The following is a 22,883-nucleotide window of genomic DNA, read 5'->3' as shown; positions in this document are numbered from 1 at the left end:
GCGGCTCGGAAGCCACCCCGCCTGTGGATAGCTACTCAGGCGATCAGATTCTGAGCCGCACTAGGCGCACCGCGGTGGGGTCCGAGGTGTCGCATCGTATCGCCAGAGACAGCCACGCGGGCGGGCGCTGACTCCAGGCCCACATGGTCAGGTATGTCTCCCCTCCCAGTCCCGACACCCGCGGGGCTTCGCGCGGCCAGCGTAGGCGCGATCAGAGCATGATCTCGAGTGCTCGTCCCTACCTGCGACCGCACTCGAATCAGGAGCCCGGGTCGCACCTTTGGCTCCATTGAGTCGGTAGTGCCGACTGCGGGGAGGCCCTCCGCCGCGGACGCCGCAGCGCATGAGGCTTCCGCTGCCGCCACCACCCGATGGGCCTCTACGGACAGAGCTCCCGACAGGCCATAGAGTGCGCCGATCGGAATGGCGCGCTTGCCATTGAGGTAGCGGAGCACCGTGGTGCGCACCATCCCAGCACGCCGCGCGACCTCGTCGATCGTGAGTCCCCGTGCCGCGCGTTGGCGGCGGAGTTCAGCGGCTACCGCGTCGTTGAAGTCGAGGGCGGCGTCCATCCGGCAACCGTAGCAACAAACATTCCTGAGTACAAATCTGATATTTGACAAGCCGACCAAATGATTCCTATGGTGACCAAATGGACACCATCCCCCTCTCCCAGCAGATCGCTCAACGCGTCCAACATGCGTTGCTCAACCATGGCCAGACAGAAACCCAACTTGCGAACGCAGTCGGGATGCCGCCCGAACGGCTCCGGCTAAAGCTTGCAGGTCAGCTCGACTTCACCGTGGCCGAACTCGACCGGATCGCCGCTGCACTGGGACTCAGGGGCTCTATGCTCCTGCCGTCATCTGCGCCAGCGGCCGACCGCCCCGCCAATGTCTGATCCCGCAGAGCAGGGGCCGACGGGTCCTCGACAGTACTCGATCACCGAGGCGGAGTTCATCCGGCCGGAGTTCGACTTCGAGAGCGAGTTCGCCCAGTTCCGGAACTGGTGGGCGCGTGATCCACGCATCGTCGGGAACGCGTTCTCCCTGATGCTCTACCTCGTCACCCATCGACGCACGTACCGGATCACGCAGTCCCGGGCTCAGCGGGATCTCGGCCTGGGGAAGGACGCCTTCAGGGCAGCCCGACGCAAGCTCGAGGCAGCCGGATTTCTCCGCGTCGAGGAGCACCGACATCCAGCTGGGACTATCGATGCCGCTGGACAATCGATCGCCGGCCACCGCCGCGTGCTCCTCATTCTGCTCGATCCGCCCCAGCCGGAATCAACAGCCGAGGTCGGCGCTGCCGACACCTTGGCGGGTTTCCCTCCCCCGCTCTTCGAGGCCTGGGACGAGTCCGCCGCGTCGCCTCTGAGCGCCACAGCATCGGAAGCGGTCTCCGCTGCCGACCACGTCGGGTCTTCCTCCCAGGCCGAACCATCGACGGTTCTCCCGCCACTTAAAGAACATCAATCCTCAGAACACCAATCCTCTTCGATGTCTCCCAGCTTGGAGCTGGCGGCGCAGGCGCTGCACCCGCGACTCAGCCTCGCCGCCGTCGAACGGTGGTTGGCGAAGCACGCACCGTCGGTGGATGTGGCCGCGGTCGACGTTCTGGCGGCGAGCGTCGATGCGATCCATGGTTCGTCTCGTCCGGTCGGCGATCCGGTCGCCTACGTCGGCCGATCCATCGCCAGGGAACCGCATCGCTGGCCTACGAATGCCGGTATGGCAGACGACGGAGATCTTGCCCCTCCGGGCCCCAGACGTACCGGCAGTCGACCGCCGACGGTTGCTGAATGCAGCGCGGACGGACATCGCTTCGTCGGAACCTTCCGAGAGGTGTGTGGCGCCTGCGGCGAAGAGCGTCCGGACTGGAGAAAGGACCGTGGCCGTGAATCAGCCTGACCTCGCACAGGCGGTGCCCGCTTCAGCAGCTGCGATCGATACATCGCTGCTCACAGCATCATCCGACGCGATCGACCGCATCGGGTTGGACGTCTTTCTCGCCGCAGTCGAGTCCACATGTGGCTACGTGACTCGAGTCCTCAACCAGCACGCTCTCCACGGCGAGATCGACGCCGCAATGCAGGAGATCCGAGTCGTCGCCTGGCGACGAGCAGAGAGCTTCGACCCGACCCGGGGATCCTTCGGTCACTACGCCCAAGGCATCGCCGCAAAGGTCGTGCTCGCGACGCGGCGCGAAGCTGCAATCCAGTGCGAACGGTTCACCGCGGAGTTCGATACGGACCGGCCGGCAGCAGGCGGCGGCGACCCGTTGGACCTTCTGGTGCACCGATTCGAGCAGCGCCGGCGTATCGCGTGGGTGCGGGAGACGGTGTCAGAACGGGACTGGATGATCGCCATCGAACTGATGCTCACCGACGAGGCCCGCGCCGACGTCGCTGAACGTATCGGCGTCTCACCCCGCACGATCCGCACCGCGCGGGAGAACATCGCCGCCGCTGCCTGGACCGCTAACGCCGCGCTCCGCCTCGCCGACCGTGGGTACCCGAACACTCGGCAGTCCGCGATCGAGTGCATCCCCGAGACAGACGGCCTGCGAGCGATCGCTCTCTTTCAGCCGGCCATGATGCGCGACGCTGCCGCTGTCGCTCGGATCACCGGCCTGAGCAAGCACCGGGTCCACAGCCGGATCGCTCACGTACGCAAGCTGCTGACACTCGCCGCGCGCATCCTGGATGGAGAGTACATCTGATGGCGGCGCCGATGCTCGCGGTCAAGGTCGTTCTGGCGATCGGGCCGAAGAAGCTGTTGGGCGGGGCGCTCGCGCTGATGCTGGGCGGGCTCGTCACAGCTGCAGCCCTACCCGCCCTTGGCATCACAATGTTCGTTCCGACAGGGAGTGCGCTGCGGCAAGCGCACTGCGCGGCGCCCGGGTCGGTGCCGGCGGAACAGCCGACCGGCCCGCTGGTGGTCACCGAACAGCTCCTCGTATCCGCGATCGTCGACGCGGCAGCGGCGATCACGCCGGAGCCGAAAGCGAAGCTGGCAGCACTCACCGCGGCGTACGCAGCGTCGAACATGACTGCCTCGACGACCGACACGATCACCGATGACACACCACTCGGCGTGTACCGGCGCACCGTCCGCGGCGGGTGGGGAACAGCCGAGCAACTGCAAGACACCGCCTCTGCCACCGGACTCATCCTGACCGGGGCCGGCGAGAACCGACCAGGGATCATGAGCGACCCAGCCTGGATCGACGAACCCACTGGGTGGTGGCTGTCGACCATCGGCATTCACGCGGAAGCACCGACCATCGCCGCCGCCGAAGCATCAGCCCGGAACGCGCTCGCCGTCGTCGAACCAGAGGTCCCGGACGAACAGCTCATGGTGGGTGCAGCCTGCAACTACCTGCCGGTCGACGGCGACAACCGCGAACTTGCTCTCAGACTGGTCAGTACGATGGACGAAGGACGCCTGATCGGGAGCGACTACCTCCAGCAGCTCCGCAATGTCGCGAACGGAACCGCGCTCGCCGACTGCGGCATCGACTCCCGCATCATGCAGATCCTGCTCGTCGCGCTCAACACGTTCGAGCAGGTAGCCGTATCCGACCTCAACCGACGCTGCACCGGCTCGCTTGAGGGCGCCGGGGAGAACTCCTCGCACTACCGCGATGGCGGCGGGATGGCCGTCGATATCTACGCACTCAACGGCAGCTCCGTGACAGGCGGCGATGGCCTGTCTCTGCAGTTGTTGGCACTCCTGGACTCCGTCGTGCCGCCTGGATCACGAACCGGGCAGTCCAACTGTCGGAACAGCCCCGGATTCACTCACTTCGACGAGTTCGATGACACGTGCAATCACGTGCACATCGATGTCGCCTATGCGAATCCGGGGCCGTAGTCCACAAAACGCGGACGGGTAGGCGACCTACTACTTTGCAGCCTCACGGAACTTCTGGAGGAGCGCAGCGGGGATACGTCCCCGATCGGAGACGTCGTGCCCGTTGGCGCGCAGCCAGCTGCGCGCAGCCGCGAGCTCTTCCTTATTGCTCCGGCTCGAACCAGCTGAGCTGGCCGTCTTCGATCGCGACACGGTCCGAGACGCCTTCACATAAGGCTCAAGCGCGGCGCGCAGGGCCTTCTCGTTCTTCTCGGACAGGTCGATCTCATACGTCGAGCCTTCCAAGCCGAAGGTGATGGTCTTACCCTCGCCCTGCTTCAGCTCGGATCCGTCGAGGTCGTCGACGAGGGTGGTGATGACTTTCTGTGCCATAGGGAATCTCCTTCTTCATGTGAACGCGTTCGGACCGCAAACGACGATTGTCGTATGCGTATTGCCCGGCGGGGGAAGCTACGTTCAGAGCACTGACGACGATATCGAGAAAGCCTGCACTCCGTTGGAAATGGGACAGCCGTAGCCGGGCCGACAGTGCTGATGCTCGGCCGGGTAGAACCGAATGCCACACCTCGTACGCAATGAGACCGACCTCATGCCTGTGTGAGATTGGCCACTGCGAATGTGCCTTCCCCTCGCCCACCATTGGTGGAACCCATCAGGGGTTGAATGAGTGCCGTTTCGCAAGCCTCAATGCGCAGGACGGAGAATCTGAAAGCTGTCAGCGATCAGCGAGACAAGGACCGCATCAGAACCTTGCGATGCCGGTGTGGCACGGAGGACGTCTAGCTCTCCTCGAACAGCGACCTCGCTTCCGGACCTCAGCGCGCCTGCCGCGTCCGCGGTGTCAGTGGATTGGCAGATGACCTGACACCACGCAACCCGGGCTCGAACGATGAGCCCATCGTCGCTCAAAGCTCGCTGATCGTCCGCCAGCACGAACGAAACCATCGGAGACTCCACCGGGCCGGTGAGGAGGACCTCCCCATCAACGACGCCGATCACTTCAGCTCTTGCAGTCACACACCCTCGATCCATTTAAAGCTGGTTTAACCATCTGCAAATCATGGACCAGTCCGAGACCGTGCACAATGACCCCATGCCCCGCGTCGCTCGCCCCAAGCTCTCCGACGATGCGAGGAGTGCGCTCGCGACTCTCGGTGAACCGGTGAACTTCGCGATCCTGTCGAGACTGCTGGAGGAGGGTCCGCTCACGCGCGGACGGATCGCCGAGCTCGTCGAGGTGAACCGTGTCACGGTGCAGGATCACCTGGAAACGCTGCGTGAACTGGGAGTTATCGAGGCCCACCCGATCCAGGAGCCTGATGGCAAACGGCATCGGTACGAGTACGTCGTCCTCGAGCAGGTCGTTTCCGAGCGCTACCGGGATCTCGGCGTCGAACTTGGCCTGGGTCGGAATCGACCAGCGTCCGAGTAGTCGAGAAGTTATCCACAGACGCCCGGCCTCGCCCGAAGCAGGGCCGCTCCCCCGCCTAGCGTCGACTGCATGACCTGGGCGAACCGATGAAGCTGCGCGGCTGGATGTTCCTGCTCCCGCTGCCGTTCCTGGCGATCGTGCTCGTGGTGGTGATCCTCAGCCGCTGGGGTGGCTGGGTCATCAGCCAGGTCGTCGTCTCGTTGTTCGGAACGGCGGTTCTGCTTGACGACGCACATCAGGATCCCGCGACGCGTGCGTTCGTTCTCGCCATCATGTGGACTGCTGCTGCCGCGAACGCAACGCTCTACATCAGATACGTCGCTCGGCGGCAACGCACCGTCCAAGCGACATCGAGTACATCCTTCGACCTCACTCCCTACCGCCGCCGGAGCTAAGTCCGCAGGTCTGCTCGCGTCACTTCAAGAGCGATCGAGGACGCACATGTCCTCGCTAACTCTCGGGAGGATCGATGCGGCGACCGCTGCTTGTAGGACTGCTTGCCGTCGGGGCCATCACTCTGACCGGGTGTGTCGATGCCGACACTGCACCCCAGTCCACAGCCTCATCCACAGGCCGAACAGACGGCTCCCCGGCCGCTCCGGATCGAGAGCCAGTCGCTCGCGCTGCCACCTCAGATCTCGGCATCGCCGTTTACGAGCTCGGCAGCTACGTGACGACCCAGGACTCGGGCCTCCTCCGCCAGCCCGGTGGCACAGATCGCTTTCCGGCCGGCAGCTTCGTGATCGTCATCCAGGTTTCGCTCGACGGGTTCGTCCCCTTCGGCGAACTCGACCTCAGCGGCCTCACCGTTCGGGAGACGAGCTGGGCAGGCCTCGGCGACACCGCCGAACTGGACACCAACGAGGGACCAGACTTCGCGGCTGACAAAGGCGTCCCGTGGGGACCGGCCGGCGCGCAGGGGCGCGGTCGTGACTGGTCCCTGCCGAACCACCTGAGCACGAGCTTTTCACTCGCGTACTACGTACCGTTCGGCGTGTCCGCGCTGGATCTCGTCGTCGATGTTCCCTCGCAGCGCGCCCCGCTGACCCTCTCTGTCCCGATCCACGCGGAGTGAACACTGTGGGCAAACGCATCATCACGTCCATCTGGACCACAGGCCTCGGCGGCTTGGCTTTGAAGACGATCCCCGACATCACGCCGAAGGCTGGTCCTGGATCGAAGGCGATTCAGGACCTTGCGGGCAACATCCTCTTCGTCGTCCTCATCCTCTGCGGCATCGGGGTGCTCCTCGCTGCCGCCTGCATCGCGCTCGGCTGGCTCATCAAGAACGGAGCACTGAAGTCCGTCGGGATTGCGGGGGTTCTCTGCTCAGTCGCCGCTGCCGCAATCGCGGCTGGCACCACCGCACTCATCAACTTCGGCATCGGGCTGCAGATCGTATGAGCGGCTTTCGCACTGACGACTTCGGAGTGCCCCAATTCGGATGCGGGCCAGCCGACATCCCGTGCATGGCTCAGGAGGCGGCTGCCCGGTTCGTCGGCGGCGGCATCATCGGCCTCGGCGACTTCATGACCGACATGCTCGCAAACGCCTTCGTCGGCAGCCGCCCCGGCGAGTCCAGCTGGACCATCGCCGACGGCCAGTTCTGGTTCTGGGTCGCGACGATGGGACTCGTCATCTCCATCGTCGCCTGCTTCCAGCTCGCGCCGGCGGCGATCATGCGAGACGGCAGGCGGATCGCGCAGGTCGCAGTCGGCCTGGTCGTCGCGGTGCCGTCCAGCGTCGCCGCGGTGTACGTGATGAGGCAGTTCGTGACCTACGGCGGTGAGACGACTGATGCACTCGTCGCAACCGTCCAGGATCAGAGCCTCGGTAATGCGCTGCTGCGCATGTTCGGATACCGCGTGGTCGCTGATGTCTCCGTCCCGGCCGACGATGGCGCGATCGCCCAGGCCATGACCACCGCCAAGCTCGCCCCGAACGCAGTCATCGGCCAGTACACCGTAGTCCTGCTCATCCTCGCCATCATGGCGCTGGCCGCGCTCTTCCTCTACGTCTCGATGTCCATCCGCTCCTTCTCGCTCGTCGCCCTCGCCGCGACGGCCCCGATCGGCCTCATGATGATCGGTCAGCCGAAATTCGCCGTCTGGGCGACGAGATGGGCGAACCTGACGATCGGCCTCGTCATCGCCGAACCGTTGGCGGCGGCGATCCTGGTCCTCTCGATCCAACTGGTCACGAATTCCACCGACCTCGGCGTCGTGATCGTCGCCGCTGGGGTTGTCTTCGCCGCAGCCTTCGCTCCCCTGTGGGCGGTCCGTCTGGTGTCGTTCGCCGGCGACGAGGTCCGCAACTCCCTGCAGCCCCGGCCGCATGTCTCAGGCAAGGCCCAGAACGCCATGCGCCTCCTCGGACGGATTCTCGCGAAATGACCACTTCGCCGACCCTCCCCCACGTCCGCTTTGCACAGCGCGAGCGACGCGGCGCCTTCCTCGGTCTGAGCTGGCCCCAGCTCACCGTCATCTGTGCCACGGCTGCGGCCTCCGTCATGTGGCTCCTGATCAATTGGGACGGCTACTGGCGCATCGGGATCTGGCCTGCCGCGACTTCGATCGCCGTCGGGAGCTGGACCTGGCATCGCGAGTCCGGTCTCGCGCTCATCTGGCGCGTCCTCACGTACGCATCTCGACGGCATCGCCTCCAGACGAGCTTCAGGCGGGACGTGTGGGACTCACGAAAGGACGAACCCATGAAGATCGGAACGAAGCGGCGCGGGGCTGAAGACCCGCGCGAGGTCCATCGCCATCGCCTCCCCGGCGCGCACGGATCGCTGCGCTTCGTCCAAGTCCCAGGTCGGGGCGGGTTCATCCTCGACCCGAAACGATCGCTCGTCTCGTTCTCGGTCGATGTCCTGAGCTCCGCCTGGCCGCTCCTTGATGAAGGTGTCCAGCAAGCGGCATACGACGGCTTCGTCGGATGGATGAGCGGGCTCGAGGCGGTCCCTGGGCTGGTCGATGCAACGGCACGCATCCGCGTCGACGCCAAACCCGCCGACGAGCTCGCACGCTACGCAGCGGAACGCGATCGAACCGATCCGTCGACCGTCAGCCCAGCGGTCCGAGCGGAGTACGACACGCTGATCACCGCGGGCGCCGATCGATCGATGCAGTTCACCAACACGGTGACCGTCTCCTGCGACCTGCGCGCGCTCCGGTCGGCGATCAAGCACTCTGGCGGTGGCCTCGTCGGCATCGCTGCCATCGTGACCGACCTCGTCGAGCAGATGCGTGACTCGCTCGAAGCCATCGGCGTCGAGCTCCGGAACTGGCTCGACATCGAAGCGATCGACGAGATGCTCGCACTCGCCATGAACCCGACGAGCTTTGCAGCAGAGTCGCGGAATGACGGTCCGAACCGACTCGCTCCGGTGATGGGCATCGAGGAGCGCTGGGATCACGTGCAGATCGATGGTTCGGTCCACCGCACGTATTGGATCGCCGAGTGGCCTCGCTCCGAAATCAGTGTGGGGTTCCTGGACAAGTTGCTCTATTCAGGTGACGCGACGCGGGTGCTCACCCTCAGCGTGCGGCCGGTACCGACCCACAAGGCTCTGAGTCAGGTGGGGCGAGCGAAGGTCGACCTCGAGGTCGCACGAGGCTTGCGTCAGCGACGCGGGATGATCACCACCCGTGAGCAGGATCGCGAATACGAGGATCTCGGCGAACGCGAGGATGACATCGTCGACGGGTTCACCGACATGGAGTTCCGCGGGTTCGTAACCGTCTCGGCCGCCGACGTCGACGGCCTCACCCGCGCATCGGCCTCCATCCTGCAGGCAGCGCAGCCGGCCCGGGTCACGCTCGCTGCGATGTACTTCCAACAGGCCGCGGCGTTCATGTCGACCGCACTCCCGACTCCGGTGGGCAAGCGATGAGCCGGCGTCGATCCGGATCTGTGTCGCGTCTGCGCGCATGGCGCGATGCAATCGCCGAGGATGCGCTTCCGGCGAGTTCGATGCCTGCCGGCGGCTGGAAAGCACCGCACAACCTCCGCGCGCGGCCGGGCGTCGTCGCGCCGGTCCACCGCGCCTCCTCACGCACCCTCGGTGCCGCGCTGCCCTTCCTTGCCGAGAGCGGCGAACCGATGGCCGGCGCATACATCGGTCCGAACCTGCTGTCTCGGTCCACGTTCTGCTTCGACCCGTGGGAGTCCTACGCCGCGGGTGTCGTTCGCTCGCATTCAATGGCGATCTTCGGGGTGAAGGGCAGCGGCAAGTCCGTGCTCGCGAAGGCACTCAGTACTCGCCTGTGTCGGCTAGGCCGGAAGGTCGCGGTGCCGCACGATCCGAACGGCGAGTGGACGCGCGTCGCCGCCTACGTCGGAGGTGTGACGATGCGCCTGGGCCCTGGCCAGACCGCGCGGATCAACCCGCTCGATCCGGGACCCCGTCGCGCCGGCGTGAGCGATGCCGACTGGACGCAGGAAGTCCTGCAGTTCCAGCGGGCCAAGGTCCGCGCCATGGTCGCCATCCTCCGAAACACGACGGAGCTCAACGAGATCGAGCACACGGCTATCGATCTCGCGCTCGAGCAGGTGCACCGGTCGAACTCGACCGCGCTCGTGCCGATGGTGTGGGAAGCGCTCCGTCACCCTGATCCCCACATCGCCGAAGAGATCGGCGCGGGCGGTCAGATGCTCGCCCACACCCTTCGTCGCGTCACGGTCGGCGATCTCGCCGACCTCATGGATCGCCCATCGACGGTTGCCTTCGACGCGAGCACACCGATGCTGACCGTCGACACCTCAGAGCTCCTGCGCGCGAGTGCGGAGACGAAAGCGCTTCTGCGCCTGGCGACGACCGACTGGATCGAGCGAGGTACCCCTGCCGATCCTGGCCAGGCGCGGCTGATCGTGCACGAGGAGGCAGCCGTCGCGCTGCTCAACGAGGTCGCGGGCGGCGGCAATCTCGTCGGACGAGTGAGCGACGAGAAGACCGCTCGTCACAAGAGGCGGTCGAACTGCTACCTCATCCACCGCATCAACGACTTCGACGCGCTTGGCGATCGTGGGTCCGCCTTGCATGCTCAAGCCCTCGGGCTCTTGGCGGACTGCGACACGCGCGTCAACTACGCGCAGCACACTGGAGAGCTCGAGCGCAGTTCGCAGGTCCTTGGATGGAACCGGACGCAGACCGAGCTTGTCCGCAAACTCCGCCGTGGCGAAGGCTTCTGGCAGATCGGGCCGGAGCGGGTAGCCAAGGTCCGCAACGACTGCACACCTGGCGAACTGGCCGTCTTCCGCACCGACGGACCCGGAGCGGCACCCCGATGACCGACCGACTCGTACTCGTTCTCCTGGGCATCATCGCCGTTGCGGCGACCGCAATCGGCATCGCGGGCGCCGTGGTGGTGGTCTTCGTGCTGTTGACCTGCGGAGAGGTGCCGGCTGGACTCGGTCCGTTCGCCGCGGCTGGGCTGCTGGTCGCCAGCGGTTCGGTTCCCGCAACACCGGGCGGGGGCTGCATCGTCTCCACAGATGGCGCCCGTTGGGCGGTCATCGGCATAGTGGTCCTGCTCACGATCGTCGCCGCGCTGTGTCTTGCCGGATGGTTGTCGTTCCGTGAATCCGACCGCTGGTTCCGGTCACAGCTCCTGCGGCGCAACGGATTGGCCGGACGCAGCGAGGTGCGGCGACAGGTCTCCGAGCGGGCGCTCCATCGAAGGGCGGGAACCCTTCGTCCGACGCTCGCGGATCCCACCGCCGATGATGTCGGCTGGCGGATCGGCACCTCGCGTGGCCTCGACGTCTACGTCTCGATCGAAGACTCCCTCCTCCTCGACGGCCCGCCCCGGTCCGGCAAGGGCTGGCGAGTCATCATCTCGGCGATCCTCGATTGGAGCGGCCCGCTGGTCACGACTTCCACCCGCAACGACAACCTCGCCGCGACGATGGCACACCGCGCACAACGGGGAACCGTCACGGTCTTCGACCCGCAGCAGCTCTCAGGCGTCCGCTCCGCCCTCCGGATCTCACCGGTGACCGGCTGTGCTGACCCACTGGTCGCCGAGCAACGAGCCCGCACGATCATCGCTGGCAGTGCACTCGGACGCTCCTCCACCAACCAGGAGTGGGCCGGTGCCTCGGGGACGCTCCTTGCTGCTTTGCTGCACGCGGCAGCGCTCAGTGGCGGCGGCACAACAGCCCTTCGGGACTGGGGCATGAGCCCGGTGTTGGCGGGGCGTGCAGTCGACGTGCTCGCGGACTCTGGCGCGCCGGGGTGGGCGATGGGTCTCGCGGATGTGATCGAGGGTGATGCGAAGCTACTGGGATCGAAGTGGTTCGGCGTCGCCGAGGCCCTGCGACCGCTCGCGATCCCGTCCGTGTTCGACGCGATGAATCCGGGATCCGACGAGGCGCTCGACGTCGACGAGTTTCTCGCCAGCTCGAACACGATTTACCTCATCGGCACTGGAACCGGTGCGGGGGCGGTCGGCGGGTTTCTCGGCGCGGTACTGGACGACATCGTCGAGACCGCTCGTCGGAAGGCGCTGGCCTCGCCCGGGAACCGTCTCGATCCTCCGCTCGGGCTGATCCTCGACGAGATCGCAAACATGTTCGCCTGGCCGCAGCTGCCGACGATCCTCTCGGATGGTGGCGGTATCGGGATCTCGACGATGGTCGTGCTCCAGTCGCTGTCGCAGGCGAAGTCCGCATGGTCGGAGAGCGAGGCGGACACGATCTGGAACTCCGCCATCGCCAAGCTCATGCTCGGCGGGTCGTCCAACATCAAGCACCTGCAGGACGTGTCGAGCATGCTCGGCCAACGACAGGTGAACCGTGGGTCCGTCAGCCGCAGCGAGACGGGCACGACCCGCTCCGAGCAGCGACAGCTCGAGCCGGTACTGACGGTCGATGAACTCCGCCGGCTTCCTGAAGGCATGGGCCTACTGAGTTACCGGAACCGACGAGGCGTCCTCCTCGACGTCGAAGGATGGACCACACGACGCGATGCTCACGAGATCGTTGCGGGCAAGCAAGCAACGGAGGCTGCACAGCGGCAAGTATTCACCGAGCAGTCCGAAGCCCGGCGGAAGACGCATGGCTGAGACTGGCGGATGGCGGCAGGCAGCGGAGCGTGAATTCCGGGCTCCGTTCGCGCTGGACGACGCGGACGAGGCCGGCGATGGATTCGACACCTGGCCGGCACTGCCCGAGTCCGAGTACTTCGGTGTCGTCAACTGGCGGTCCTTGCCGGACGAACGCGAGCCAGAGGTCTGGCGATTGCTCGCGGAATGGGTCTCCTGGATCTGCACCCGGTACACGATCCCGGCCCGGCTCATCCCGGACTGCTGGTATCTCCACGACGGCATCGTGGAGGAACTCTCCGCGCTCTTCAGCAGCTGGGAGGTGTCGTTCGACGAAGCCGACAGCGGCGGACACGGTCCCCTCGGCTGGCACGAGCGATTCGAGTACTTCCGCTCCCGCCTTCGCCACTACAAGCCCGAGGGCTGCGCGAACGGACACCTGGAAACGGCGAGCCGCACCATGTCGGAAGGACCTGAGCTCCGCGCGCGCATCGGCCGCGCCGACCGAGATGGAACGGTCCCCTGATGCTCGTCGCGGCTCCCAAGACCCTCGACTACCAGGCCGAGGCTAGGGCGTTCTTCAAAGGGCTAAAGAAGGCAAGCCCCGAGCGCCTGCAGGCGCTGCTGAATGAGGGCGCTTACGACGTCAAGCTCAGCTTCGTGCTGTGGGAGTCTCGCGACTGGATCGCCCGCGAGCACATCCGCGAAGCGCGCGGGCTCGGGTACGGGAGGGAGAAGGCCCTCGCGAAACAGCGCACCCAGTCGTTGCTCGGCCTCTACCGCGAGGACGCGAAGCGGAACTACGTGCCGCTACCGACGCGGGTGCTCCTTCCACCACCCCGCCTCCACGAGACAACGCCTGCGGAACAGCGACTCGCGGAGCAGCGTGCCAAGAGCTTCTTCTCCGCGCTGAGTCGGGCAAGCCCTGCCCGGCTTGAGGCGCTCTACCAGGAGCGACGAGGTGGCGAACAATTGTGGAGGCTCCTCCATCCGGAGCAAGGCCGACCGACCGCCGAGGAGCGCAAGAAGATCTTCGAATCGCGTTCACGGATCGATCCTGCAATGCGCCCCGCGCCGACGACCGGACCCTACAAGCGTGGGAAGGTCACGCCCGTTGGAATGACGCGCGCACGCGCACTCCAGCTGGCCGTTGAAGCTGAAAAGCGCCGCGAGGCCGAGCAGTTCGCTCGCCGAGCTGGCCGCGATCAGAATGGTCCGGCGATGAGCTGAGGCAGCTTACGTCAGCTGGACAGCAGCCCATTCGCGGTTCAGCGCTTGACAATCAGGTGTTCTCAGGCATGGACCCCAAGGGAAGCGGCGACTGCCGGAAGCTCTCTAAACCGGCAATTTGTGTCTGCTCCAGCCTTCTTTGTCACTCCAGAGCCAGACGACGGAACCATATTGCGCTACGAGCCAGAGGTGTGTGATCTCTGGACGCGCTGGTGGTGGGCTGGTGGGGACCTGCGCAGATCTCTGTAGCCCATCGATCACTTCGAAGTCAAAGGCGGTGTAGTGAATGGGCACGAATAGATGGCGCTCGTCATAGCCTGAATTCGCCAGTTTCTCGAAATGCTTCTCGAAGTGAGACGTCGCATATGCATCTTGCAGAGCATTGTAGAGCCCCTCATGCGAGTGTTTCACGACCCCTCCAGTGCCCGGCAGCACCAGATTGACATGCGGCTCCTCGCCTGGCAGAGTTTCGAAACCCAAGAGAGTGCCGGAGGAGCCAAATACGAATCGGCGAAGAATGTCGTCAGCCCAGACAACCTCGGCCGGGAGCTTCTCCGGCATCCGCACGGCATGCGAGTCACACACTGAGATGATGTGTTCATAATCTGGCTTCAACGCCTGGTATTCCGCAAATGAAGCGAATTGCAGCAGCCAGGTGCGCTTGCTGCCCGTTCCCCACGTCTGTTCTTTTGCGACATGCGCCTCGAGGCGCATCGCTTGGTCACGAGCATGGGTCATCACCTCGAAGGCGGCCTTCCTCCCATCGGTGTACCTCAGTTCAGCATCAGGTGTCCGCGGTGCAGCGCCCGGTATATCGAGCTCCCACGCGGTTACATCAAGCACACTTTCGGCAATGAAACACGCCGCCTGCTCCTGAGGACGGAGATGCGGCCAGCGGACACTTGCGGCGATGAAAGCTGAACTATGCATTCCCCGAGAATACCGAGCGAAGGGTGAGTTGCACCATCTGGCCTTGTGCTCCGTGGAGCAACTGATCCTTCCCGATCCCGACGTGGACATGCCGCTGGACAGCGATTCTTCTTGCCTGGCAATAATCTTCGGGCGCCACAGTGCTTGGACGAAAAAGTTATCCACAGGCAGACACCTGTCGCCCCGCGGGCAGTGTCGCCGTCCCTACGTTCGAAGCAACGACGGACAGGACACCGAATGACTCGCTTCACCCGCATGATGCTCACCACCTTCGACGACACCGGGCTGCCATCCGAGGCAGCGGCCGAGTGGCAGTGGATCAATCTGGACCACGTCGAACGGATTCACGAACACGTCCACGAGGAGCCCGTGCGCGAGAATCCGCATCGCCCTGACCGGCCTCGATACCTCGCGTTCCTCGTACTGACGTTCTGCAGCGGCGCACTCCTCGCGCTCCCGGCAGGCAGATACGACTCAGACGACGCCGCCCTCGACGGCTTGATCCACGTCCGGCAAACACAGCTCGGCGCAGGCTGACGCGTTCGCCGCCTCGAGCGCGGCAGCTCAACCGGTCAATACGTCATGACGTATTGAAGGACGGCCGCCCATCACACCATCCACCCTTCCGACAAACCATACGAATGGACGTCAACACATGCCTCACAAAGAAGCCATCGGCTCCCGCAAGGGCGGTGTCGGCAAGACAACGGTCGTCCTCGGTCGAGCAGACGCCCTCGCCCAAGCGGGGCGAAAAGTCCTCGTCATCGACCTCGACCCGCAGTCCGACGCGACAACCGTCCTCGGGAGACACAGTGAGTACACCGCCTTCGATGTTCTCTACGCGGGCGACGCAGGAACACTCGGCGCAGCAGCGGCACCGACCGATTGGAAGAACGTCGACCTCATCGCCGGGTCCCCGGATCTCGCGCGGATCGAGTCGGAGTCACTCCTGACGCCTGAGTTGCGGCTCAAAACGTCCGCCTGGGGAAGCGCGCAGCTCGACGGCTACGACGACATCCTGATCGACACGCCGCCAGCGCTCGGACGACTCACGCTCAATGCGCTGCTCTGGTCGGACAGCACCATCGTCGTCACCGACCCCACCGCCTTCGGCCTCACCGGCGTCGGACAGTACCTCGAGACGGTGGCAAAGGTTCGGGCACTACCCCACCTGAACCCCTCCCTGCGATTCGCCGGCATCGTCGTCAACCGAGTCACACCCCGCCTGACCTCAGAGCACCGATACCGCGTGGAGGAGCTCGAGGCCACCTACGGCGAAGTCCTGCTCCGCCCGTTCCTGCCAGAACGCACGGCGATGCAAGATGCGGAGAGCCGCCGTCGGCCGCTCAGCTCGTTGACGTCTCCCGGTGCACTGGTGCTGACCGAGCGATTCGCTGCGCTCACAGAGGCGTTGCACGGAGTGGCAGCATGAACGCGGCCGACCGTCACCCCGCGCTCAGGAAAGCGCCGGCGGTCGACGACCTCACCGCGCTGACTTCGCCGGCAGGTCGCTCAGGCGGCGTGGGCCCGTCCGATGACCTCGCATCCCGTCGGCCAGGACCGGGCCGACCACGCGGTCGCCGTCGGATGGAACCGTTCTCATCGAAGATCGAGATCTCCCTCCGGGACGACCTCGACCGCTACCTCGCGATCCACGACATCAGCATCGTCGACTTCCTCGACGAGGCGATTCGCGACCGCCTCAACCGCAATCCGTCATGACAGACGGAAAGACGCACAGACGGGCAGACGCCTATCTCGCTGACTGTCCTGATCGACAGACAGACAGCACATGCTGATCGCGTACCTCGATGAGTCCTACACGCGTGACTACTACTACATCGCTGCCGTGGTCATCGATGCGGAGCACGAGGACCGGCTCCGAGAGGCGATCGTGCGCGCGGCGGGCATTGCCGAGGCGTTCGGTCTCCCCCGTGACGTCGAACTGCACGCACACGAGATGACGGCAGGCAAAGGCGCCTGGTCGCCTCTCCGCGGTCGCCACCGAGCGATCGCGACCATCTACCGTCGAACACTCGAACTGCTCGTTGAGGTTCCTGTCGAGGTCTTCGTCCGGGGACTCGACGTTGCAAGGTTGCACGCGCGATACCGGTATCCGCGCCGGCCGCATGAGGTCGTCCTGCAGCACATCCTCGAAGAGCTCAGCGAGCATGCCGTTGCCCGAGGCACATGGCTGACCGTCATCGCCGATGAACTGCCCGACCAGGCCGCCCTGCACGCACTCGTGCGCCGATTCCGCGACATCGGGACGCCAGGCTATGCCTCATCGACGCTCACCGGCATCGAACTGCCGCTGAGCTTCCGAGCGTCGCGAGGCACTCCTGGCATCCAGGCTGCAGACCTGGTCGCCTACCTGTACCACCGGCTGGATGGACACCCAGAAGGGGACGCGCGTGCACGCCGGTCCGCGGAGCGTCTGTGGGACGCGATCGAACCGGCGGTCGTCCATGTATGGGTCTGGCGCCCTTAAGCACGAAAGCCCCGCGAGGCGGGGCATCCGGCGAACAACGTTCTGGTGACCAGCCCGTCGTGCGTCCTACTCTACGCGACTTAACAGCACATCCGAAGCCACGCCCCTGATGATCCTCGAGCGCCGGTCGCAGGCTTTCAGGCACCATTAGGTCGAGTTGCAACATAGCCGCCAACCGCGGCCAACGATGCACGGCCCAGATATATGCGATCCTCGGTCAGCGATCGGTGGCCGCCTCAATGAGACAGCCGTACACCACCCGACAATATTTGGGTCTACAGATGCTCGTTGGCTACTCGAATAAGGCCGATCACCTCTTCAACTCGAGCCTTGAGGTCCAGAGGCCACTCAGCAACAGGGGAGGAGATAACCCTTTTCGCAATGGCAACCTTACTCGGCTGCTTCAGACCAAGACGAACGCTCGCGAGGGGGTTGTCCCATTGACCCTGCTCTGCAAACGCCTCCGATGCACGGGAGGGATGCGCCGACTTAACCGCGCCATCCAAGACATCTTGCGGAACGTAGTTTTCAATGGTATATCCGGCGGTGACCCACGCCAAGCCCGTACTTGAATCGGATTGGAGGTCGGCTACGACTCGTTGCTTGCTTTCGTTTATTTCCGACTGCGGGGATGTTTTATCAGAGTCGATGATGACGACCATGAATCGGTTGAGACTGCGAAGCGAGATGAACTCGTCAACTTCCTCAGCATCCAGTGGGGACAACGACTTCAGTAGCGCACCCCCGTAGAACATAATGGAGTAGTGCGTTCCCTCTACGAACTCCCCTGGCGCAAGAGCTTCGATCCAGTGGCGAACGTAGAGACGGTCAGACGGCCCCTCTACCCAAATCACCGCGTTGGTCTGCACGAGGTCGGATGGACGATAACCCAGGTCTGCACAGATCGCAGCTCTGTCCTTTGCCGCTCCTGCATAGCGCACGACTGAGACCGACTCGCTCCTGGTGACATGAAAGATGTTGCCAATTTCGGAATCCAGCATGTGTGCCGAGTGTGTTGCAATGAAGTATTGATTGCTAGTGGAAGAGGCCAGATACTTGAGAAGCTTACGCTGAAGTATCGGGTGTAGGTGGACTTCAGGTTCTTCTACACACAGGATCGAGTTTCTAGTAATCGTGGACGCGGCGGCAATGATGACAACTTCATGGACACCTGTACCCATGTGCTCAATTGGAAGCGTCCTGCCATCTTGAGTGACATGGATAGTCGAGAGATCATGCGGGACGTCGATCGTGATGGACTCATCATCTAGCACAGCCCGAACAAACTCTTGGACTTTAGCAAAAAGCTTCTTATCACCTAGGCGATCCATAGCTGGATTCTGCAATTCCAGGAGGCGACGCTTGATGCTCAAGCCGTTCAAATCAGGGGCGTCGTCACTGGCACTCGAAATCGACCTTACGCCCCCTATAGTAAACGCCTCAGGACTCAGTGGCATCTTCGAAAAGATCACCTGCAGGACGCGAAGCGCGTCGGCGAACCGGCCTCCGCCGGAGACATTCGCAACAAGCGCCGCCGACAGATTGCGGGCTAGAAGACTGCTACCGTGCTGTTCGGCCATGCGCTGGAGCGCTTGGTCATCAATAGCGCCTGTGTCTGTAATCCCCACCCACACGCCGGTTCCCTCGGAAGATTCGATCGCAATGGCCTCCAGGAACTCACGAATAGAATTTAGGGTGGATATTGACAGCTGGCCCAGGGTGCCCCACGTTAGGATATCCTCGATAGAATGGAATTCTTCCCGTGCAAAATAGTGCTCAGAATCCGACAGTGGTCGATCCCAGGGGGAAGATGCTCTAGCGGTCTGCGAGTACGTCTCGGCGACGACTCGTAGCACGTTCGACTTCCCCGCGTTGTTCTGCCCAGCGATCAGGTTGATCTTGCCCAACGGGAGCAGCCTCGCTGGCCGAGTCGAGGAAAAACTGCGATATCCGCCGAATGAGAATCCTTTGATCTGAGTCACACTCATATCTTCCTACCCCGCGGTCGCCATGAGAAGCCGCTCCGGCGTGCCCTGTGTTCCGTGCAAGCCGTCGAAGGATCTTCTCCGTTTCAGCCCCTTGCGAATCCGCGGAGCTGCGACGGTCCAGCGAGGGCTGCTCCGTTCTGGTCCAACCGGCGCGGGAGATCCAGAAGATCGAAAGCCGCCGCCCCTGTCACGGAAACACCACGCGCACCCGAACGCCGTGTAGCGCCTCGGACGAGCATGTAATGCGTCTGGAAGACTCCCGGGCCAATCTGCTCCTGGACGTCATGGAAGAAGACGACGTTGGAGACCGGGCCAGTGCCGTCGTCGAGTGAGACGAAGACGACGCGCTTGCCGCCTCGCATTGGTGGGGTGTTGGTCGCTCGACGGACGCCGGCGATGAGGACCTCGGTTCCACCGGGCAGGTCTACGAGATCGCGTGCCGGCGTGACGCCCAACTCCCGGAAGAGCGGGTAGAACCGTTCCATCTGATGGCGGTTCACTGCCAGACGCATCTCTTGCAATTCGAGGTCGGTCTGGGTCCGGCCTCGAAGCTCAAGCGAGGTGATCGTGCTCCGCTCTGGTACGGGCAGATCGAGCTCGAAAGCGAGCTGCTCGTCGGCGATGAGCTGGGCACTCGTGGTGACTCCAGCGAGGTGGGCGAGGAGTTCGTGGCGACGTCTCGGGATGTAGTCGATGAAGGCGTCGAGTGCGCCGACGCGTGCCAGCGCCTCGAAGGTGCGGCGGCGAGGGCGGACTCGGTCACGGAAGTCCTGAAGCGAGGAGAATGGCTGGTGCAGCGCAATGCGGGCTCGTTCCTTCTCCGCGCTTCCCTTCATCTCGAGCAGTGACATTCGCACACCGAGCCGGCCGTCGGGCGCGAACTCGACGACGTACTCCAGCCCGGAGCGCTGAACATCGATCGGCAGGACTGGCACGTCGAGGTGGCGGGCTTCCGCGAGGATGAGGTCCTTCGGCCACATCCCCGGGTCATGAGTGAGGAGCCCGGCCATGAACTCGGCAGGGTGATGCCGCTTCAACCAGGCCGACTGGAACGTCGGCAGCGCGAAGGCCGCTCCATGCGCCTTCGCGAACCCGAACGAGCCGAAGCCGGCGAGGATCGTCCAGGCCTTGTCGATCACGGCGGGCCGGAACCCGCGTGCCATCGCACGGTCCCGCACGAACGCCTCGATGCCCGCGAGTCGCCCGCGGTCCGCAAGCTGTCGGCGGATGACGTCGGCGGGCCCGAGACCGCAGCCGGTGAGTTCGTCGATGATCCGCATGACCTGCTCGTGGAAGACGACCACACCGCGCGTCTCTCGGAGGATGGGCCGAAGTCTCGGATCGATGTAGTCGGGCATCGTCTCGCCGTGCCGAACCTGGAGGTACTGCAGCGGCATGTTGTTCTGCATCGGTCCGGGACGGAAGAGCGAGATCTCCACAGTGAGGTCGTTGAAGACCTCCGGCTGCAGCTTGCCGACCAGTTCCATCTGCCCGGGCGACTCGAGTTGAAAGACACCGAGCGTGCGCGTTGAACGAAGAAGTTCATACGTGGGTTCATCGTCGAGCGGCAGGGCGTCGAGTTCGATGGTCTCGCCGGTCAGTCGTTCGTGCTCGCTGACGGCGTGGGCCATGGCCGACTGCATCCGCACGCCGAGGATGTCGAGCTTGATGAGGCCCATGTTGTCCATGTCGTGCTTGTCGTACTGCGACATCGGCAGGCCCATGCCTGAGAGCTGCGTCGGCGTGCGGTGCAGCAAGGAGGTGTCGGACAGGATGACACCGCAGGGGTGGACGCTGATGTGGCGCGGCAGACGATCGAGACGCTCGGTGACGTCCACGAGCAGGTCGAGTTCGCGGGACTCGCGAACCGCGTCGGCGAGGTCGGCCAGCTCTGGCTTGTCGCGGAGGGCGTCGCGAAACTCGCGTGCGTTGAATCGCCACATCTGCTTCGCGATCATGTCGATCATCGTCTCGTCCATACCGAGAGCGAGACCCGCGTCGCGGACGGCTCCGCGCGAACGGTAGGCGTTGGTCATCGACATGAGCGTGACGCGGTCTGAGCCGAAGCGTGCAAACACCTCGCGGTAGACGTCGTGACGGCGGGCGGACTCGACGTCGAGGTCGATATCAGGCAGGTTGGTACGTTCCGGCGAGAGGAACCGCTCGAAGATGAGTCCGTTGCTGATCGGCTCGACCGAGGAGGTGTGTAGGGCGTAGTTCAGGACGGACCCGACACCTGACCCGCGCGCCTGGATGCGGATGCCCATCTCGCGGATGATGTCGGCGACCTTCGCGACCGTGAGGAAGTACGACGGCATCCCGAGCTGCTCCACGATCCGCATCTCGTGTTCGAGGGCCTTGTGAGCTTCCTCCAGTGAAGGCATTGCCGGCCGCGTGTACCGTTCATCGACGCCAGCCCGCGCTCGCTCCCAGAGAGCCTGATGCGGGTCGCCGCTGATGCCAATCACCGAGGCCTCCGGCATGCGCGGCTGCTTCCAGCCGACGTCGGACACGGGGTCGAGGGCGCACCGTTCGGCGAGGCGCTCAGTCTCGGTCAGTAGTCGTTGCACCGCCCCGTCATCGTGTGTACCGGCGCCGACGATCATCCTGGCGATCTGACGCATCTGCTTTGCGGGCTTCAACCAGGCCTGTCCGTTCACCTGCAGCTCGTTCAGGTCGTCGAGCTCTGCCAGCGGACGCAAGAATCTCGCGGCGTCCGCCAAGTCTGCGGTGGCGGCCTCGTCCGTAAGCCCGTATCGAACGGCGTTGGTGAGCACCGCAGGGATGCCGGCGGACTCCGCGAGGCTGAGCATCCGAGTCGCGGCCGCGACATTGCCCCGCACCCCTTGATCGGTGAGATGACAGACGACCTCGATCACAAGATGACGCGCTGGTAGCCGTTCCCGCCACCGATCGAGAGCCGCACCGGCGCCGGCGTGATCCCGGAGCTCGATCGCTTGCCCGACATCCGACTCAGGGCCGAGCATTACCGTCAGCGCGGGATCGTCGGCGAGGATCGCGGCGAGTTCATCGCGAAGGATCGCCGGTTTCTCACGGCGACCGTGCGCCGCGCTGACCGTCCGACACAGTTGAGCGAACCCAGCTCCTCGATTCTGACCATGCGCGAGCAGGACGATTCGGCCGATCGGCTCCTGATGTTCGTCGAGGACGGCGAGGTCGGCCCCCAGCCCCGGCGAGATGCCCGCAGCCAGGCACGCTCCGACGTGCTTCGGCCCTCCGTAGAGTCCGTCGCGGTCCGTCAAAGCGAGGAACGACGCCCCGTCTTCCGCTGCGAGGCCGGCCAACGCGGCGCTCGACGTGACGCCGTAGTGCGCCGAGAGGTGGGATGCGACGTGGAGGTGGGAGAAGCTCACGTCCAGGCGACCGCGAGCGTCCATCTGCCGGTGGTGTCGCGGCGGAGGTCGTAGCGGGTGGGCTCCTCGTCGCCTCGCGCCGCGTCGACCCGCCACGTCTCAATATCGATACGGGCTGGCGACGAGTCGCCTGTCCACCAGGCTTGGCGGGAGAACAGCGCTTGCGGCTGGCCGATGACCCGGTGTTCGAATCGTTTCCACACGAACGCCAGCGGATCACCGTCCGCCGCGAGATCAACATCCACTGCTTCGTCAACGATCGTCGCCATGTCGCACCTCCGAGATTCGAACACGTGTTCGATGAAGCGAGTGTACGTGATGGTGACGACAGTGGCACGACTGGGACTCGACAGCCGCGGCGTGCGGCGGCGTCGGCGGCCGTTCTGGGACGCCAATGATTCCGTTCATTCCCGCTCCAGCGCTTGCCCACGGCGGATTGAATCGGCTTATCACGTGTCGAACGGGATATCCGCCTGATCGATTGAATTGACAAGCGACTGGAATACCACTGTTTACC

24 protein-coding genes are annotated in these 22,883 nt (G+C 64.4%); 18 read left to right on the top strand and 6 right to left on the bottom strand.

Going from position 1 to position 22,883, the window contains the following annotated elements:
* Positions 1-35 precede the first annotated feature (35 nt).
* Entirely contained in the window at positions 36-572 is a 537-nt protein-coding gene (locus ITJ66_RS20225) for a helix-turn-helix transcriptional regulator (RefSeq protein ID WP_194645295.1), read from the bottom strand.
* A gap of 80 nt (positions 573-652) precedes the next feature.
* Between ITJ66_RS20225 and ITJ66_RS16415 the strand changes: the two genes are divergently transcribed.
* From ITJ66_RS16415 to ITJ66_RS16400, 4 genes are all read left to right on the top strand, one after another.
* Positions 653-901, top strand: coding sequence for a hypothetical protein (locus ITJ66_RS16415; RefSeq protein WP_194645294.1), 249 nt, complete (start codon positions 653-655; stop codon positions 899-901).
* Positions 894-1,910 (top strand): hypothetical protein, encoded by a 1,017-nt coding sequence (locus ITJ66_RS16410; protein ID WP_194645293.1) that lies wholly within the window; start codon positions 894-896, stop codon positions 1,908-1,910. The genes ITJ66_RS16415 and ITJ66_RS16410 overlap by 8 nt, the downstream gene beginning before the upstream one ends.
* A gap of 85 nt (positions 1,911-1,995) precedes the next feature.
* Positions 1,996-2,721, top strand: coding sequence for a sigma-70 family RNA polymerase sigma factor (locus ITJ66_RS16405; RefSeq protein WP_194645292.1), 726 nt, complete (start codon positions 1,996-1,998; stop codon positions 2,719-2,721).
* Positions 2,721-3,875 carry a hypothetical protein gene (locus ITJ66_RS16400; RefSeq protein ID WP_194645291.1) on the top strand — a complete coding sequence of 385 codons (1,155 nt, stop codon included), beginning with the start codon at positions 2,721-2,723 and terminating at the stop codon, positions 3,873-3,875. The genes ITJ66_RS16405 and ITJ66_RS16400 overlap by 1 nt, the downstream gene beginning before the upstream one ends.
* 30 nt (positions 3,876-3,905) lie before the next feature.
* Here ITJ66_RS16400 and ITJ66_RS16395 read toward each other — a convergent pair whose 3' ends face one another.
* Positions 3,906-4,247, bottom strand: a complete 342-nt coding sequence (locus tag ITJ66_RS16395; protein ID WP_194645290.1) for an Lsr2 family protein — start codon at positions 4,245-4,247, stop codon at positions 3,906-3,908.
* Between the two features lie 721 nt (positions 4,248-4,968).
* Here ITJ66_RS16395 and ITJ66_RS16390 point away from each other — a divergent pair.
* The 10 genes from ITJ66_RS16390 (at position 4,969) to ITJ66_RS16345 (ending at position 13,583) form a co-directional block, all read left to right on the top strand.
* The gene (locus tag ITJ66_RS16390) at positions 4,969-5,307 is read left to right on the top strand and encodes a helix-turn-helix domain-containing protein (protein WP_194645289.1); all 339 of its coding nucleotides are present in this window, start codon (positions 4,969-4,971) and stop codon (positions 5,305-5,307) included.
* A gap of 86 nt (positions 5,308-5,393) precedes the next feature.
* Positions 5,394-5,702: a hypothetical protein gene (locus ITJ66_RS16385; RefSeq protein ID WP_194645288.1), complete on the top strand. Its 309-nt coding sequence runs from the start codon at positions 5,394-5,396 to the stop codon at positions 5,700-5,702.
* Positions 5,703-5,776: 74 nt separating this feature from the next.
* On the top strand, positions 5,777-6,382 hold the full coding sequence (locus ITJ66_RS16380) for a hypothetical protein (RefSeq protein WP_194645287.1): 606 nt from the start codon (positions 5,777-5,779) through the stop codon (positions 6,380-6,382).
* Between the two features lie 5 nt (positions 6,383-6,387).
* The gene (locus tag ITJ66_RS16375; protein ID WP_194645286.1) at positions 6,388-6,711 is read left to right on the top strand and encodes a hypothetical protein; all 324 of its coding nucleotides are present in this window, start codon (positions 6,388-6,390) and stop codon (positions 6,709-6,711) included.
* A gap of 65 nt (positions 6,712-6,776) precedes the next feature.
* Positions 6,777-7,700 (top strand): hypothetical protein, encoded by a 924-nt coding sequence (locus ITJ66_RS16370; protein WP_194645285.1) that lies wholly within the window; start codon positions 6,777-6,779, stop codon positions 7,698-7,700.
* Entirely contained in the window at positions 7,697-9,202 is a 1,506-nt protein-coding gene (locus tag ITJ66_RS16365) for an SCO6880 family protein (RefSeq protein WP_194645284.1), read from the top strand. The genes ITJ66_RS16370 and ITJ66_RS16365 overlap by 4 nt, the downstream gene beginning before the upstream one ends.
* A gap of 80 nt (positions 9,203-9,282) precedes the next feature.
* On the top strand, positions 9,283-10,599 hold the full coding sequence (locus ITJ66_RS16360) for a helicase HerA domain-containing protein (protein WP_194645283.1): 1,317 nt from the start codon (positions 9,283-9,285) through the stop codon (positions 10,597-10,599).
* Positions 10,596-12,374 carry a type IV secretory system conjugative DNA transfer family protein gene (locus ITJ66_RS16355; protein WP_228501956.1) on the top strand — a complete coding sequence of 593 codons (1,779 nt, stop codon included), beginning with the start codon at positions 10,596-10,598 and terminating at the stop codon, positions 12,372-12,374. Before ITJ66_RS16360 ends, ITJ66_RS16355 begins: the two co-directional genes overlap by 4 nt.
* A complete protein-coding gene (locus ITJ66_RS16350) occupies positions 12,367-12,879 on the top strand; it encodes a hypothetical protein (protein ID WP_194645282.1) in 513 nt (170 codons plus the stop codon). The genes ITJ66_RS16355 and ITJ66_RS16350 overlap by 8 nt, the downstream gene beginning before the upstream one ends.
* Entirely contained in the window at positions 12,879-13,583 is a 705-nt protein-coding gene (locus tag ITJ66_RS16345; RefSeq protein ID WP_194645281.1) for a hypothetical protein, read from the top strand. Before ITJ66_RS16350 ends, ITJ66_RS16345 begins: the two co-directional genes overlap by 1 nt.
* Positions 13,584-13,688: 105 nt before the next feature.
* Here the strand turns inward: ITJ66_RS16345 and ITJ66_RS16340 are convergent, their stop codons facing one another.
* The gene (locus ITJ66_RS16340; protein WP_194645280.1) at positions 13,689-14,513 is read right to left on the bottom strand and encodes a hypothetical protein; all 825 of its coding nucleotides are present in this window, start codon (positions 14,511-14,513) and stop codon (positions 13,689-13,691) included.
* A 237-nt stretch (positions 14,514-14,750) separates the two neighbouring features.
* On the opposite strand from ITJ66_RS16340, the gene ITJ66_RS16335 reads away from it, so the two are divergent.
* The 4 genes from ITJ66_RS16335 to ITJ66_RS16320 all read left to right on the top strand — a co-directional run bounded on the left by ITJ66_RS16335 (position 14,751) and on the right by ITJ66_RS16320 (position 17,004).
* On the top strand, positions 14,751-15,050 hold the full coding sequence (locus ITJ66_RS16335) for a hypothetical protein (protein WP_194645279.1): 300 nt from the start codon (positions 14,751-14,753) through the stop codon (positions 15,048-15,050).
* A gap of 118 nt (positions 15,051-15,168) precedes the next feature.
* Positions 15,169-15,945 (top strand): ParA family protein, encoded by a 777-nt coding sequence (locus tag ITJ66_RS16330; protein ID WP_194645278.1) that lies wholly within the window; start codon positions 15,169-15,171, stop codon positions 15,943-15,945.
* Positions 15,946-16,100: 155 nt separating this feature from the next.
* A complete protein-coding gene (locus ITJ66_RS20030) occupies positions 16,101-16,235 on the top strand; it encodes a hypothetical protein (RefSeq protein WP_255528039.1) in 135 nt (44 codons plus the stop codon).
* A gap of 70 nt (positions 16,236-16,305) precedes the next feature.
* Positions 16,306-17,004 (top strand): DUF3800 domain-containing protein, encoded by a 699-nt coding sequence (locus ITJ66_RS16320; protein WP_194645276.1) that lies wholly within the window; start codon positions 16,306-16,308, stop codon positions 17,002-17,004.
* 275 nt (positions 17,005-17,279) lie between these two features.
* Here ITJ66_RS16320 and ITJ66_RS16315 read toward each other — a convergent pair whose 3' ends face one another.
* The 3 genes from ITJ66_RS16315 to ITJ66_RS16305 form a co-directional block, all read right to left on the bottom strand.
* Complete coding sequence (locus ITJ66_RS16315; protein WP_194645275.1) at positions 17,280-18,911, bottom strand: AAA family ATPase; 1,632 nt, start codon at positions 18,909-18,911, stop codon at positions 17,280-17,282.
* A 164-nt stretch (positions 18,912-19,075) separates the two neighbouring features.
* On the bottom strand, positions 19,076-22,366 hold the full coding sequence (dnaE, locus tag ITJ66_RS16310) for a DNA polymerase III subunit alpha (RefSeq protein WP_194645274.1): 3,291 nt from the start codon (positions 22,364-22,366) through the stop codon (positions 19,076-19,078).
* Complete coding sequence (locus ITJ66_RS16305) at positions 22,363-22,635, bottom strand: hypothetical protein (protein WP_079003036.1); 273 nt, start codon at positions 22,633-22,635, stop codon at positions 22,363-22,365. The genes dnaE and ITJ66_RS16305 overlap by 4 nt, the downstream gene beginning before the upstream one ends.
* Positions 22,636-22,883: the final 248 nt, after the last annotated feature.

The sequence above is a fragment of the Plantibacter sp. VKM Ac-2885 genome (assembly GCF_015351205.1).
In the GTDB taxonomy this organism is placed as follows: domain Bacteria; phylum Actinomycetota; class Actinomycetes; order Actinomycetales; family Microbacteriaceae; genus Plantibacter; species Plantibacter auratus.
This window is presented reverse-complemented; position numbering and strand designations above follow the sequence as displayed.